This is a genomic window from Micromonospora sicca (assembly GCF_003172935.1).
In the GTDB taxonomy this organism is placed as follows: Bacteria; Actinomycetota; Actinomycetes; order Mycobacteriales; family Micromonosporaceae; genus Micromonospora; species Micromonospora sicca.
Window position 1 is genome coordinate 1 of record NZ_QGKS01000232.1, and the last position, 13,679, is coordinate 13,679.

General features: G+C 71.3%; 14 protein-coding genes and 1 pseudogene. 9 read left to right on the top strand and 6 right to left on the bottom strand.

Translation table 11 applies throughout. The features are described 5' to 3' along the window. Positions 1–1,102 (bottom strand): RNA-guided endonuclease InsQ/TnpB family protein (locus DKT69_RS37775; protein ID WP_161557856.1); only part of this gene is annotated, 1,102 nt, incomplete at its 3' end. Positions 1,103–1,202: 100 nt separating this feature from the next. After that, positions 1,203–1,820 carry an HAD family hydrolase gene (locus DKT69_RS16135; RefSeq protein WP_109802371.1) on the bottom strand — a complete coding sequence of 206 codons (618 nt, stop codon included), beginning with the start codon at positions 1,818–1,820 and terminating at the stop codon, positions 1,203–1,205. Between the two features lie 83 nt (positions 1,821–1,903). On the opposite strand from DKT69_RS16135, the gene DKT69_RS16140 reads away from it, so the two are divergent. Further along, a complete protein-coding gene (locus tag DKT69_RS16140) occupies positions 1,904–4,378 on the top strand; it encodes a helicase-associated domain-containing protein (RefSeq protein WP_109802372.1) in 2,475 nt (824 codons plus the stop codon). A gap of 10 nt (positions 4,379–4,388) precedes the next feature. Here the strand turns inward: DKT69_RS16140 and DKT69_RS16145 are convergent, their stop codons facing one another. Both DKT69_RS16145 and DKT69_RS16150 read right to left on the bottom strand, forming a co-directional pair. After that, the gene (locus tag DKT69_RS16145) at positions 4,389–4,625 is read right to left on the bottom strand and encodes a hypothetical protein (RefSeq protein WP_109802373.1); all 237 of its coding nucleotides are present in this window, start codon (positions 4,623–4,625) and stop codon (positions 4,389–4,391) included. A 110-nt stretch (positions 4,626–4,735) separates the two neighbouring features. Beyond that, the gene (locus DKT69_RS16150) at positions 4,736–5,605 is read right to left on the bottom strand and encodes a L,D-transpeptidase family protein (RefSeq protein ID WP_109802374.1); all 870 of its coding nucleotides are present in this window, start codon (positions 5,603–5,605) and stop codon (positions 4,736–4,738) included. A gap of 174 nt (positions 5,606–5,779) precedes the next feature. Here DKT69_RS16150 and DKT69_RS16155 point away from each other — a divergent pair, with 174 nt between their 5' ends. Continuing rightward, a complete protein-coding gene (locus DKT69_RS16155; protein WP_109802375.1) occupies positions 5,780–7,459 on the top strand; it encodes a DNA repair helicase XPB in 1,680 nt (559 codons plus the stop codon). Positions 7,460–7,497: 38 nt separating this feature from the next. Here the strand turns inward: DKT69_RS16155 and DKT69_RS16160 are convergent, their stop codons facing one another. Then, on the bottom strand, positions 7,498–7,698 hold the full coding sequence (locus DKT69_RS16160) for a hypothetical protein (RefSeq protein WP_236647953.1): 201 nt from the start codon (positions 7,696–7,698) through the stop codon (positions 7,498–7,500). A gap of 108 nt (positions 7,699–7,806) precedes the next feature. Between DKT69_RS16160 and DKT69_RS16165 the strand changes: the two genes are divergently transcribed. Next, positions 7,807–7,998: a type II toxin-antitoxin system HicA family toxin gene (locus DKT69_RS16165; protein ID WP_109802376.1), complete on the top strand. Its 192-nt coding sequence runs from the start codon at positions 7,807–7,809 to the stop codon at positions 7,996–7,998. 15 nt (positions 7,999–8,013) lie between these two features. After that, positions 8,014–8,457: a type II toxin-antitoxin system HicB family antitoxin gene (locus tag DKT69_RS16170; protein WP_201749690.1), complete on the top strand. Its 444-nt coding sequence runs from the start codon at positions 8,014–8,016 to the stop codon at positions 8,455–8,457. A gap of 153 nt (positions 8,458–8,610) precedes the next feature. Here DKT69_RS16170 and DKT69_RS16175 read toward each other — a convergent pair whose 3' ends face one another. Continuing rightward, positions 8,611–9,588 (bottom strand): RNA polymerase sigma-70 factor, encoded by a 978-nt coding sequence (locus DKT69_RS16175; RefSeq protein ID WP_201749691.1) that lies wholly within the window; start codon positions 9,586–9,588, stop codon positions 8,611–8,613. Positions 9,589–9,719: 131 nt separating this feature from the next. Between DKT69_RS16175 and DKT69_RS16180 the strand changes: the two genes are divergently transcribed. From DKT69_RS16180 to DKT69_RS16200, 5 genes and pseudogenes are all read left to right on the top strand, one after another. Beyond that, entirely contained in the window at positions 9,720–10,205 is a 486-nt protein-coding gene (locus DKT69_RS16180; RefSeq protein WP_109802377.1) for a carboxymuconolactone decarboxylase family protein, read from the top strand. Between the two features lie 81 nt (positions 10,206–10,286). Continuing rightward, positions 10,287–10,999: pseudogene (locus DKT69_RS16185) on the top strand (helicase-related protein); the annotation flags it as partial. 776 nt (positions 11,000–11,775) lie between these two features. Further along, on the top strand, positions 11,776–11,952 hold the full coding sequence (locus DKT69_RS38350) for a hypothetical protein (RefSeq protein WP_161557857.1): 177 nt from the start codon (positions 11,776–11,778) through the stop codon (positions 11,950–11,952). A 12-nt stretch (positions 11,953–11,964) separates the two neighbouring features. Beyond that, complete coding sequence (locus DKT69_RS16195; RefSeq protein ID WP_109802379.1) at positions 11,965–12,810, top strand: hypothetical protein; 846 nt, start codon at positions 11,965–11,967, stop codon at positions 12,808–12,810. 225 nt (positions 12,811–13,035) lie between these two features. After that, complete coding sequence (locus DKT69_RS16200; protein ID WP_201749692.1) at positions 13,036–13,608, top strand: GNAT family N-acetyltransferase; 573 nt, start codon at positions 13,036–13,038, stop codon at positions 13,606–13,608. Positions 13,609–13,679 lie beyond the last annotated feature (71 nt).

Consider the following 13,679-nt stretch of genomic DNA (forward strand, 5'->3'; position numbering starts at 1 on the left):
AGAATACGCAGTGCGGGCAGGACAGGGTCCGGCCGCGGGGTTTCGGCACCCGGCGGTGGCAGGCGGGGCAGGTGGAGGAGGTGCCCCGTTCGTCGACCAGCCGGACGGTGATCCCGGCCAGGGTGGCCTTGTCGGTGAGGACCTGCAGGAGCCGGCCGATCTGCCACTGCCGCAACCGCAGGTTGTGCCGCCGCCCCGCCGGCAGATTCAGCACCCCGCGAGGATCGCCGACGTGCAGCACACCGACCCGCTGCCCCACCGCCCAGGAAACAACCGTGCGGGCGGCCTCATGCTGCGCCTGACGGACCCGGCGCCGGTGCCGGCCCTCCGCCAGGCGTGCCCGGCGACGGTACTGCCGCCACCGCCGGGACCCCTTCTGGCCCGGCTTCGGCGCCCGCCCGGCCACCGCACGGCGGCGGGCTTTGGTGTCGGCCAGGTGCATGCGGTGCTCGGCGCGGATCGCCCGCCCGGACACCAACAGCCCCTCCCCGTCGGGGCCGGCCACCGCGTACGGGTGGATGATCCCCAGGTCCACCCCGGCCACCCGGCCCGGGTCCGGTTGTTCACCGGCCGGGTACACGGCCACCGGCACCTCGGCGGTCACGTCGAGGAACAGGCGGCCACCCTCACACAGCAGGGTGATCGAGCGGACCTGCTCGGCCGGGTACGGCACCGCCCTGGCCAGGCGCACCCACAAAGGCGCAAAGCCTTTCGCGGTCGGGATTCGCACTCGGTGCCCGTCCAGGGTGAACGTGCCGTGATACCAGCGCACCGGCACCAACCCCCGCCGCCGACGCGGAAAACGCGCCGACACGCCACCGGCGCTGCGGCGTTTCGCCGCCGCGAACCACGCATCCGAAAACCGGCGCAACACCGACCGGGCACCGACGGAGTTCAGTTCCGCGAACGTGCCCGGCCCGGACGTCGCCAACTCCCGGCACAACTCCTGGTAACCGGACAGGGGTACGTCTCGGCGGCGGCGCCGCCACGCGTTGACCTCCAGCACGCATGCCCACACGTCACCGGCGGAGCGCAGCAGCCCGAAGCACCGCCGCCGCTGGCCGGCCGTCACCCGCAAGGCGACGCGCGCGGTGCGATGCACGACCCGCGGCCCGGCGGGATCCCGACGACGAGGCACGAACCGAAGCCAACACCACCCCTACGACATTTCCGAACCCGACCCACCCGGCCAACGTTTGTGATCAGAGCACTAGCCCGATGATCCGGTCCAGCGCCGCCGGGAATCCGGTGAGATCGTCCAGCACCAGGTACGCCCCGGCGGCCGACAACTCCGCCGGCGAGCAGGGACCGGTCGCCACTCCCACGCCCGGGATGCCCGCCGCCTGCGCCGCCGCCATGTCCGCCACGTGATCCCCGACATAGAGGGTGCCCCCGTGCTCCCGCAGCGCGGTCGCCTTCTCCGCCGCGAACAGGTCCCCGGCCAGCTCGTCGACCGCCAGGCCGAGGTGGTCCAGGTGCAGCTTCGCCAGCCGGCCGATCTTCGAGGTCACCACCATGACCCGGCCGCCGCGCGCGTGCACGGCGTCGATCGCCGCCTCCGCGCCGGGCATCGGCAGGGTCGGCGTGATCGCGTACGCCGGGTACAGCTCCCGGTATGCGGTCACCGCCTCCTCCACCCGCTCCGGCGGGAACCACCGGCCGATCTCGGTACGCAGCGGCGGGCCCAGCCGGGACACCGCCGCGTCGGCGTCCACGTACACGCCGGTCCGCGCGGTCAGGGCCCGGTAGGCCGCCGCGATCCCGGGACGCGAGTCGACCAGGGTCATGTCGAGGTCGAATCCGACCATCAGAGCAGGCATGCCGAGAACGTACCCGCCCAACCCGGCTGAGCCGGACGTCCGAGGGGCGGGACGGCCCCCGGCCGGGCTAGCGTGGAACGACGATGACCACCTCACTCGCCGACCAGTTGCGGACCCTCCCCGACGAGTCCCTCGCCGCCCTGCTCCAACTGCGGCCGGACCTCGTCGTGCCGGTGCCGGCCGACATCTCCGCCCTGGCCATCCGCGCTCAGTCCCGGGTCTCCGTGGCCCGCGCCCTGGACGGGCTGGACCAGTTCACCCTCCAGATCCTCGACGCCGCCCGGCTCACCCGCGACCCCGAGTCCGGGAGCACCGCCACCGACGCGATCCTGGCGATGGCCACCGCCGGCCCGCACCCGACCGCCCCGACGGCCGTCCGCGCCGCGGTGAACCGGCTCCGCGCGCTCTTCCTGCTGTACGGCCCCGAACACGACCTGCGCGTGGTGGGCGGCGTCGACGAGGTGGCCCCGTACCCGGCCGGGTTGGGCCGACCGGCCGCGGAGCTGGACCCGCGCGCGGCGGCCCTCTGCGCGGACCCGGCGAAGCTGCGCCGGACACTGCTGGCCGCACCCCCCTCCGCGCGGGCGATCCTGGACCGGCTCGCGGCCGGCCCGCCGGTGGGCAGCGTGCCCCCGGGCGCGCTGCAGGCCCCCGCGGTCGGCGCGGAGGACAGCCTGCCCCCGGACGCCACCAACGGCGGCGCACCGACCGGCTCCCCGATCCGCTGGCTGGTCGACCACCGGCTGCTCGTGCGGATCTCGGGCGGCAAGGACGGCGGCACCGTCGAACTTCCCCGCGAGGTGGGCCTGCTGCTGCGCCGGGACAGCGGCCCGCTCGGCCCGCTGCGCACCAGCCCGCCCGTGGTGTCCAGCCCGCCGCGTGAGCCGAAGGCCGTCGACTCCGCCGGTGCCGGGCAGACCATGGAGGTGGTCCGGCACACCGAGGGGCTGCTGGAGGCGCTCGCCGCCGAGCCGGCCCCGGTGCTCCGCTCCGGCGGCGTCGGCGTCCGCGACCTGCGCCGGCTGGCCCGGGGACTCGGCCTGGACGACGCGACCACCGCGCTGCTCTTCGAGGTGGCGTACGCGGCCGGGCTGCTCGGGGAACTGGACCTGACCGGCAGCGCCACCACCCGGCACGGCGGCGACCAGCAGGTCCTGCCCACCGGCGGGTACGAGGTGTGGCGGGCCAGTTCGCTCGCGCAGCGCTGGGAGCAGCTGGCCCGGGCCTGGCTGACCATGACCCGTCAGGTGGGCCTGGTGGGCCAGCGGGACGACCGGGACCGCCCGATCTCGGTGCTCTCCGCCGAGGCGGAACGGGCCGGCGCGCCGGCCGCCCGCCGGGCCGTGCTGGGGGTGCTGGCCGACCTGGAACCGGCGACCGCGCCCACCGCCGACGAGATGCTGGAGGTGCTGGACTGGCGGGCGCCGCGGCGCAGCCGGGGCCGGGAGACCGCGCACCGGGAGGTGCTGGCCGAGGCGGCCCAGCTCGGCGTGACTGGGCTCGGCGCGCTCACCTCGTACGGGCGGCTGCTGCTGTCCGACGTGACCGAGGCCGACGAGCGGGGCGCGGACGACCCGCTCGGGCTGCGCTCCGAGGCCGAGTCGGGCGAGCCGTCCACCGCGGTCCGCGCGCTGGACGCCCTGCTCCCCGCCCCGGTCGACCACTTCCTGGTGCAGGCCGACCTGACCGTGGTGGTGCCCGGCCCGCCCGACCCGGCGCTCGCCGCCGAACTGGAGGTGGTGGCCGAGCACGAGTCGGCGGGCGGGGCGAGCGTGCACCGGGTCACCACGGCCAGCGTCCGGCGGGCCCTGGACGCCGGCTACTCGGCCGACGACCTGCACAAGCTGTTCCGCCGCCGGTCGCGGACCCCGATCCCGCAGGGCCTGACGTACCTGGTGGACGACGTGGCGCGCAAGCACGGCGGGCTGCGGGTCGGCTCCGCCGGCGGCTACGTGCGCAGCGACGACGAGGCGCTGCTCACCGAGGTGCTGGCCGACCGGCGGTTGGAGTCGCTGGCGTTCCGCCGGCTGGCGCCGACGGTGCTCTCCACCCCGTATCAGGTGGGGCGGATGCTGATCGCGCTGCGCGACGGCGGCTACGCGCCGGTGCCGGAGGATGCCAGCGGTGCGGCGGTGCTGGCCCGGCCGAAGACCCGGCGGGCGCCGGCCCGGGTGCCGGTGTCGACGCGCGCCCTCGACCCGCTGGCGGCGCCGAAGCTGGCGCTGCCCCGGCTGCGCGGCGTGGTGGAGCAGATCCGGCGCGGCGAGGCGGCGGCGCGGGCGGCCCGGCGGGCCCCGGCGGTGGTCCGCGGCGCCGCGGCGCGCACCGGGCCGGCGCCCGCGCACGGGCACAGCGAGGCGCTGGCGGTGCTCCAGCAGGCGGTCCGCGACAGGGCGCTGGTCTGGGTCGGGTACGTCGACGCGCACGGGGCGACCGCGTCCCGGCTGGTCCGGCCGGTGTCGATGGGGGCGGGTTACCTGCGCGCCGAGGACGAGCGGACGGAGATGCTGCACACCTTCGCGCTGCACCGGATCACGGCGGCGGTGCTGGAGGACTGAGCCGCCGGGGTCAGCGTCCGTTGCGCCGGACCGTGCCGATCACCGAGACGGCCAGCAGCAGCGCGAACCCGGCGCCGGCCGACTCGCCGACCGAGTCCACGAAGCCCTGGCGCTGCACGAGCAGCCCGAAGAGGAACCAGCCGACCAGGCCGACGGCGGCCGCCGCGTAGCCGACCAGGGCGGCCGTGGAGACCTCGGGGGCCGGTGCCCGGTCGTCGTCGGGGATCGCCTCGTGGTCGACCGTCATCTCCCACCCCCGTCCGGTCCGGACCTGACCTCCAGCGTGTCACCCGGCGGACGGCGGTGACAGGGGATAAAACCCCGATCCGGTCGGCCCGGTCACGCCTCGGGTCGACCTCAGGTGCCGGGGCGGCGGCCGAGGACGACCACCCGGGTGCCGATGGAGCCCAGTTCCCAGAGCCGGACCGCGTCGGCGTGCAGCAGGTTCACGCAGCCGTGCGAGCCGATCGCCCCGTTGTGCAGGTAGGTCGTGGTCTCGTGGAAGCCGATCCCGCCGTTGAACTGCTGCCAGTACGGCAGCCACACCTCGTACGGGTTGGACCACTCGCGCAGGTTCCGCCCGCCGACGTGGTACGTGCCGGCCGGGGTCGCGTACCCGGCCATGCCGGTGCGGGTGACGGTGGGGCCGAGCACCACCTTGCCGCCGCGCATCGCCCAGACCGTCTGCCGGGTCAGGTCGACGCAGAAGGTCAGCCCGGAGCCGGCCCGGCAGCGGCGTACGTCGGTGGTGGCGAGCCGCCGCGCCACGTCGTACGTGGTGGGGCCGGCGCGGCCCTCGGCCGGGCTGATCCCGTACCGGCGCTGGAACCGCTTGATCGCGGCGCAGTCGCCGGCGGACTGCTTCCCGTCCACGGTCAGCTTCCCGAATCCGCCCAGCCGGGCCAGGTACGTCTCCACGTCCCGCTGCCGGTCCCCCTGCGGGCAGCCGGTGAAGCCCGAGCTGCTCGGCTTCGGCGTGGCGCTCGGCTTCGCCGTCCGGCTCGGCTTCGGCGTGGTCGTCCGGCTCGGCTGCGGAGTCGGACGACCGGTGGTCGGGTCCGGCGCGGGCGTCGCGCTCGCCCCCGATGCCCGTTCCGTCAGGCCGACGGGGGCCGGCGCGGCAGCGCCGGATCCGTCGCCCCGCGGATCGAGCGCGCACGCACCGACGCCGACCAGCAGGACCGCTCCCAGGGCGACGACTCGAGCGGCAATCCGGACACGCAGCATCGGCCCTCCCCTTGGACAGTTGTCCCGCTTGCTAGACGTGTGGGAGGACCGTCACGTTGCCTGTCGCGCGTGACTTTTTCCGGTCACCTTCCCGCGTGCAACACTGGATGGTCCGCCTTCGGCAGGTCAGCCGGCCGACGGGCGGGAAAATCCGGCAAGGGAGAGGACGCTGGCGTGAGCGGTGGACCACTGATCGTGCAGTCGGACAAGACTCTGTTGCTGGAGATCGACCACCCGGACGCGCAGGCCTGCCGGATGGCGATCGCGCCGTTCGCGGAGCTGGAGCGCTCCCCCGAGCACGTGCACACCTACCGGCTGACGCCGCTGGGGCTGTGGAACGCCCGGGCGGCGGGCCACGACGCCGAGGGCGTGGTGGACACGCTGATCAAGTACTCCCGCTACCCGGTGCCGCACGGGCTGCTGGTGGACGTGGCCGAGACGATGGACCGGTACGGCCGGCTCCAGCTCGCCAACGACCCGGCGCACGGCCTGGTGCTGCGCGCCCTGGACCGGCTGGTGCTGGTCGAGGTCGCCAAGAGCAAGAAGCTCGCCGGCATGCTCGGCGACAGGATCGACGACGACACGATCCAGGTGCACCCGTCGGAGCGGGGCCGGCTGAAGCAGGCGCTGCTCAAGCTGGGCTGGCCGGCGGAGGACCTGGCCGGGTACGTCGACGGCGAGGCGCACCCGATCGAGCTGGCCGAGGCCGGCAAGGACGGGCGCAAGCCGTGGACGCTGCGGTCGTACCAGCTGGAGGCCGTGGAGGCGTTCTGGGCCGGCGGGTCGGGCGTGGTGGTGCTGCCCTGCGGCGCGGGCAAGACGCTGGTTGGGGCGGCGGCGATGGCCGAGGCGAAGGCGACCACGCTGATCCTGGTGACCAACACGGTCGCCGGCCGGCAGTGGAAGCGGGAGCTGGTCGCCCGCACCTCGCTCACCGAGGACGAGATCGGCGAGTACTCGGGCGAGCGCAAGGAGATCCGCCCGGTCACCATCGCCACGTACCAGGTGCTCACCTCGCGGCGCGGCGGCGCGTTCACCCACCTGGACCTGTTCGGCGCCCGCGACTGGGGTCTGGTCATCTACGACGAGGTGCACCTGCTGCCCGCGCCGATCTTCCGGTTCACCGCGGACCTCCAGGCCCGCCGTCGGCTGGGGCTGACGGCGACGCTGGTCCGCGAGGACGGCCGGGAGGGCGACGTGTTCAGCCTGATCGGCCCGAAGCGGTACGACGCGCCGTGGAAGGACATCGAGTCGCAGGGCTGGATCGCCCCGGCCGAGTGCACCGAGGTACGGGTGACCCTGACCGACGCGGAGCGGATGACGTACGCGACGGCGGAGGCCGAGGAGCGGTACCGGATGGCGGCGACCGCCCGCACCAAGCTGCCGGTGGTTCGCGCGCTGGTGGACCGGCACAAGGGCGACCAGACGCTGGTGATCGGCGCGTACATCGACCAGCTGCACCAGCTCGGGGAATACCTGGACGCCCCGATCATCCAGGGTTCCACCACCAACAAGGAGCGGGAACGGCTGTTCGACGCGTTCCGCTCCGGTGAGCTGCGCACGCTGGTCATCTCCAAGGTCGGCAACTTCTCCATCGACCTGCCCGAGGCGGCGGTGGCGATCCAGGTGTCGGGCACCTTCGGCTCCCGGCAGGAGGAGGCGCAGCGGCTCGGCCGGGTGCTCCGGCCGAAGGCCGACGGCCGGCAGGCGCACTTCTACACCGTGGTCTCCCGGGACACCATCGACACCGAGTACGCCGCCCACCGGCAGCGCTTCCTCGCCGAGCAGGGGTACGCGTACACGATCGTGGACGCCGACGACGTCCTTGGCCCGAAGCTGCCGACTGTCGACTGACTGTACCCGTCAGGCGATGCGGAGCCTCCCGAGGAGGCTCACGGCGTCGCCTGCTTCTTCATGTCGGCGATGACCTCGCGAAGCAGTTTTTCAAGCCCCTGCAAAGCTTCGATCCGGGAAGGCGCGAGCCAGGAGAGGGACGGGAACTCGGCGCAGGTGGCGACGAATTCGTGATCCTCGGCCGACCAGGTGACCCGGTAGGTGTAGCGCGTGGTGTCGGGACGGGCGTCGGACTGCATCACACGGCCTCTCAGCGGCTCGTCCCGAAGGCGCCTTGAACATAGTCTGGGCCTTCACTGTCGTCTAGGATGCTCTACTTAATCCATCTAGTAGACTAGACTCGCGGCGTGAAGCGGGTTGACCTGATCAACAAGATCAGCAAGGCGGCTGCCGATGCTGGCGTGACCTTCGAGAAGGTCCGAGAGGGTGGCAGCCACACGATCTACCGATACGGCCCGCAGAACGTCGTCATACCACGACACAAGGAGATCAACGAACTCACCGCGCGGGGTATCCTGCGCAGCCTGGGCTTGAGGTGAAGGGGGCGCTCGTCGATGAAGTACACGGTCAGATGCGCACGCTCGGGTGCCTGGTGGGCGATCACCGTGCCGGAGATCAAGGGCGTGTTCTCTCAGGCTCGTCGTCTCGACCAGGTCGAAGGAATGGCACGTGAAGCCATCGCCCTCATGCTCGACGTCGACCCGCACAGCTTCGATGTCGACGTGCAGCCCGACCTGCCGGAAGAGGTGACCCGCGCCCGCAAGGCCCGGAGCGCCCTGCGCAAGGCCGAGGAGTCCGCCGACGAGGCGACGGTCACTGCCGCACGCGCACTACTCGCGAAGGGCTACACGGTCCGCGACGCGGGCGTGCTTCTTGGTATCTCCCCGCAGCGCGTGTCGCAGCTGGCACCGAAGAGGGGTGCGGCCGGCGATGCCGGCAAGACCAGCAAGGGCGGGAGAGCCGCGCTCAAGCAGGACCGGGAAATCGCCGCTGCTTGATCCGGTCTCCCGGCACCACGACCCTGTTTGACGCCTTCCTCGGCCCGAAGCTCCCGAGCGTGGACTGACGCGCGGCCCGGCGCAGGTGTCTGTCTCACACGCTTTTGAGCTGATGTCGTAAACGAATCAGCCGGCCGCGTGTCCGCTGCCGACTCAGCGGCTCAGGACGGTCTCCCGCTTCATGTGCGACAGCTTCTCGGGATTACGCACCGCGTAGAGTCCGGCGATGAGGCCGTCGTCGATGCGCACGGCCAGGACGGTGTCGAGCTCTCCGTCGAGCCGGAGGATCAGCGCCGGGTAGCCATTGACCTGCGCCGGCCGCAGCGACGAGATGTCGGCGACCCGGCCCCAGCCGCCGGCCAGCAGGCGTGCGACCTTGTCGGCTCCCACGATGGGCCGCAGGATGGCCTGCTTGACTCCACCACCGTCGCCGAGAAGGACGACGTCCGGTGCGAGGATGTCGAGCAGGCTCTGCAGATCGCCGGTTTCGACCGCCGACTGGAACGCATCGAGCGCGTACCGCGTCTCGGCCGCCGAGACGACCCGGCGCGGCCGGCGCGCCGCGACGTGCGCCCGTGCCCGGTGTGCGATCTGACGGACCGCGGCCGGGCTCTTGTCGACGGCTTCGGCGATCTCGTCGTACCCGACGTCGAACACCTCGCGCAGCACGAACACCGCCCGTTCGGTCGGCGCGAGCGTCTCCAGCACCAGCAGCATCGCCATCGAGACGCTGTCGGCCAACGCGACGTCCTCGGCCACGTCGGGCGCGGTGAGCAGCGGCTCGGGCAGCCAGGAGCCGACGTAGGACTCTCTGCGGCGGCCGAGCGTACGCAGCCGGGCGAGTGCCTGGCGGGTGGTGATCCGGACAAGGTAGGCGCGGTGGTCCCGCACCGTGCCGAGATCGACGCCCGACCACCGCAACCACGTCTCCTGAAGGATGTCCTCCGCATCGGCGGCCGAGCCGAGCATCTCGTACGCGACGGTGAACAGCAGGTTGCGGTGGGCGAGGAACGCCTCGGTGGCGGGATCCGGGCGGTCGTCACGGCCGATGCCCCGGCCTCGATCGTCGGCTGCGGTCCGCGGCGTGCCCACCATGGGTGACTCCCGTTCGCTCTCGACTGTGTCGTCCATCAGATGCCGGACCCCGCCGTCGTGTGACACCTCCGGCTGTGGCGGCCGTCACCTGGCCGCGCCGTCACAGGGCTCCGATCGCCGGCATCTCATGTTCGTCCAACCGAACACCACGAGTGAAGGACGGAACCATGGACGCCCGATTCAACATGTTCGACAACGAGATCGCCATGAAGTTCTTCAAGCGGTTCGCCAACGCCGGCATGGTCATCCAGCAGTCGCCGCTGCCGAAGTCCACGCAGGAGCTGGTATCGCTGCGGGCCAGCCAGATCAACGGCTGCGGTTGGTGCATCGACATGCACACCAAGGAGGCCGCAGCCGCCGGCGAGACGGCGGTCCGGCTCCACCTGGTCGCCGCCTGGCGCGAGTCCACCGTCTTCACCGAGGCTGAGCGGGCCGCGCTGGCGCTCGCCGAAGAGGGCACCCGGCTCGCCGACGCCCACCAGGGCGTGTCCGACGACACCTGGGCCCAGGTACGCAAGCACTACGACGACGACCAGATCGCCGCGCTGGTCTCCCTGGTCGCCCTGATCAACGCAGCCAACCGGCTCGCCGTGATCGTCCACCAGCAGGGCGGTTCCTACCAGCCCGGCATGTTCGCCGCCGCGTTCGACTAACGCGCAGACGAACCCAGCCCGGCCCAGGATCATCCGATCCTGGGCCGGGCGCTCACCTTGGTGACCTTCAACCAACCCCTCTTCACCGCGAACCTCCAGGCCCGCCGCCGGCTGGGCCTGACCGCGACTTTGATACGGGAGGGCGACGTGTTCAGCCTGATCGGCCCCAAGCGGTACGACGCACCGTGGAAGGACATCGAGTCGCAGGGCTGGATCGCCCCGGCCGAGTGCACCGAGGTACGGGTCACCTTGACCGACGCCGAGCGGATGACGTACGCGACGGCGGAGGCCGAGGAGCGGGATCGGATGGCGGCCACCGCCCGCACCAAGCTGCCGGTGGTAAAGGCCCTGGTGGACCGGCACCCGAACGACCAGGTGCTGGTCATCGGCGGCTACATCGACCAACTGCACCAGCTCGGGGAATACCTGGACGCCCCGACCATCCAGGGTTCCACCACCAACAAGGAGCGGGAACGGCTCTTCGACGCGTTCCGCTCCGTACGCTGGTCATCTCCAAGGTCGGCAACTTCTCCATCGACCTGCCCGAGGCGGCGGTGGCGATCCAGGTGTCGGGCACCTTCGGCTCCCGGCAGGAGGAGGCGCAGCGGCTCGGCCGGGTGCTCCGGCCGAAGGCCGACGGCCGGCAGGCGCACTTCTACACCGTGGTCTCCCGGGACACCATCGACACCGAGTACGCCGCCCACCGGCAGCGCTTCCTCGCCGAGCAGGGGTACGCGTACACGATCGTGGACGCCGACGACGTCCTCGGCCCGAAGCTCCCCACGGTCGACTGACCCCGCGCTGAACGACTCCGCCTGCGGGATGTTGCGGTGTCCGGGGTTGCCTCGACACCCCAATATCCCCGGAAACGGAGTCGATCACTGTATGAGCCTCGGGGAGACCGCGCCGGGACCGACTGTCCTTCGTGCTCGCTATGGACCTGATGTCGTAAACGACTCAGCCGTCAGCGCCTTCCTCGACTCGACAACGAACACTCCGAGTCCAAGCGGCTGAGGCCAACCGATCCGGGCGAGGTGAAGATCGCCTTGGAGCGCCCCGGCCAGCTACTGGAGGGGTGCGGTCCGCGGCGACGGTGCCACAGTCAAGATCCCGGAGCGCCGGGCGGCTCGCCGCGACAAACTGCCGCTCACAGTCGACATGCTCCCGGTGCCTGGACCCGCCCCGCAGTGCAGGTGGAGATCCGGCGGGACGCCGCCGTCAACTGTTTTGCTTCAGCATGGCTGTCGACAGCGTTCCCGCCAGCGCTCCGGCCGGATCTGACCCCCGCTGCGGGGAGCCTGGTCGATGTTGTCGGGCATTTTCAGCGGGTGTCGTTCCCTGTGGTCCCGCCCTCGGTGTCATGCCGGCTGTGACCATTGGAGTCGGTCGCGCACCACAGCGTTCGCTGATTTTCTGCTGGCGCGGTGCCTTCTTGACCCCTCAGACGCGACGAGAGGGGCCCCACCAGCCGGTGGGCCCCTCGTCATCTTGTCCACCACGCGTCAACTACGACATGAGTCGCTAGCTTCCGGTCCTTCCCCGCATGGGGGGGCGGTCTTACTTTCGGTATATGACGGTGCGTCGGCGGGCGCTGCCGATGTGGCTGACCGCCGTGTTGATGTTTGCAGTTGCCGGTTGCGGGACCGGCACGTCACCCAAACCCGAGCAGGTTGAGGAGCGTCTCAGCGAGATCGCCACCGAGGCCGAACGGCCGGTCTACTACCTCGGCCCGCGGTTCCGTGATTAGCCGCTGACCGAGGTGGGCGCGGACGACACCGGCCGGGTCGACGCGATCTACGGGACATGTCTCGCGGCCGTTGACGGGTGTTCGCCCCCGGTCGACGTCATCAATCAGCCGCTCGACTTCTCAGCGTGGAGTATGGCCGTCGGTTGCAGGCGCCTGCCGCCGGTCCGCGGCGTCCCAGCCGTGCATTTCGGCGGTGCGCTCGTCCTGCTCACCGGTGACTCGCTGGTCACCGTCGCCGTGACCGGTGATGACACGGCGACCGCCGTCGCCGCGGCGGAGCAGCTGCGCAAGGTAGGTGCGGAGCTTTCCCGTGCGGCGCTTCCGCCGCCGGACACCGTGGCCCTGCATGTCATCGAAGCTGCCTGCGGGAAGAACCCGGACGACACCGGTCGCATGGAACCCGAAGAGGGATCGGAACCGGTCGGGGATATGCAGGTGCCTGACTTCACCGTGGCCCGGCTCGGCGGCGGTGACCTCCGTTGGGCGGCGTACCTCGGCAAGCCCGTGGTGGTCGTGGTCGGTGACGTGCCGCACGTGCTCACAGGGATTCAGCGCGTCCTTGCGCTGACCACCAGTCCCCGGCCGGCCGTCATTGGCCTGGTATGGAAGCCGTTCGGGTCCAAAGACGCCCCGGCACCAATCGCGGAGATCGAGCAGGAGGCCGGCCAAGTTACCGTTCCAGTTGGTTATGCCGCGATCCCTCGGCCCGCAGTCTGGTTCTTCGACATGGCAGAGGTCGATGCGGCGCAGTCAGGCGTGATCGCGTTGGTCAACGCCGACGGCGCCGTCATCCGCCATGTCCGAACGGACGCACCCGACGACGCCATATCCGCCGCACTAGACAGGCTCGCACGCTGACCGGCATGCCTGCCCATCGCGCGAAGGTTGCAAGCCTGCCTTGCTGGAGGCCCTGCGACACACGGTTTAGGAAGGGATTAGCACTGACCGCGCAGGCGCGCCTCCTGCCAGCATGTACGGACACTGGCGGGCCGGCGATATCCTTGATCATTCCGCGCATGTTCCGGATCTTGCGGACTGGACCGCTTCTCGTCTCGCCTCGGTCCCGTATGCGAGGCTTCGGCGGTGACGAAGTTCAGCATCCGTACAGCCACCTCGGCTGACAGCGGTTTCCTGGTCGACATGCTCATGGAGGCCATGAACTGGCTGCCTGAGCGCAACTGGTCACGCAAGGAGATCCTGACGAACCCCGAGCTGGCCCACTATGTCACCGGTTGGATGCAGCCGGGGGATTTCGGGGTAATCGCGGTGGACTTGGCTGATCGGCCAGTCGGCGCGGCCTGGTGCCGATACCTGACCGCCGCCGATCCAGGCTACGGGTACGTGAGTGACGACGTGCCGGAGCTGACCATCGGCGTGGTGGAATCCTGGCGCAACCGCGGTGTGGGCCGGGCGCTCTTGCGCGCCGTTCTGTACGTCGCACACGATTGGGGCCTGCAGGCGGTGTCGTTGAGCGTGGAGCGGGCGAACTTCGCCGCAAGGCTGTACGCCAGTGAAGGCTTCCACACAGTCGAGTCGTTCGACGACGCAGACACGATGGTTGCTGAGCTCGCCGGCCGCCGTCTCCCCGGCGGAGTTCGATCCTTCGTTCAGAGCGAGCCACTGACCGTCGATGAGCTGCACCAGCAGAAGGACTGACCCGTCCGAACGGGTCCGCCGAGTCCGTGGACGTCCGGTGTTGGCTGCACCCGTCGCCACCCGGATGCTCA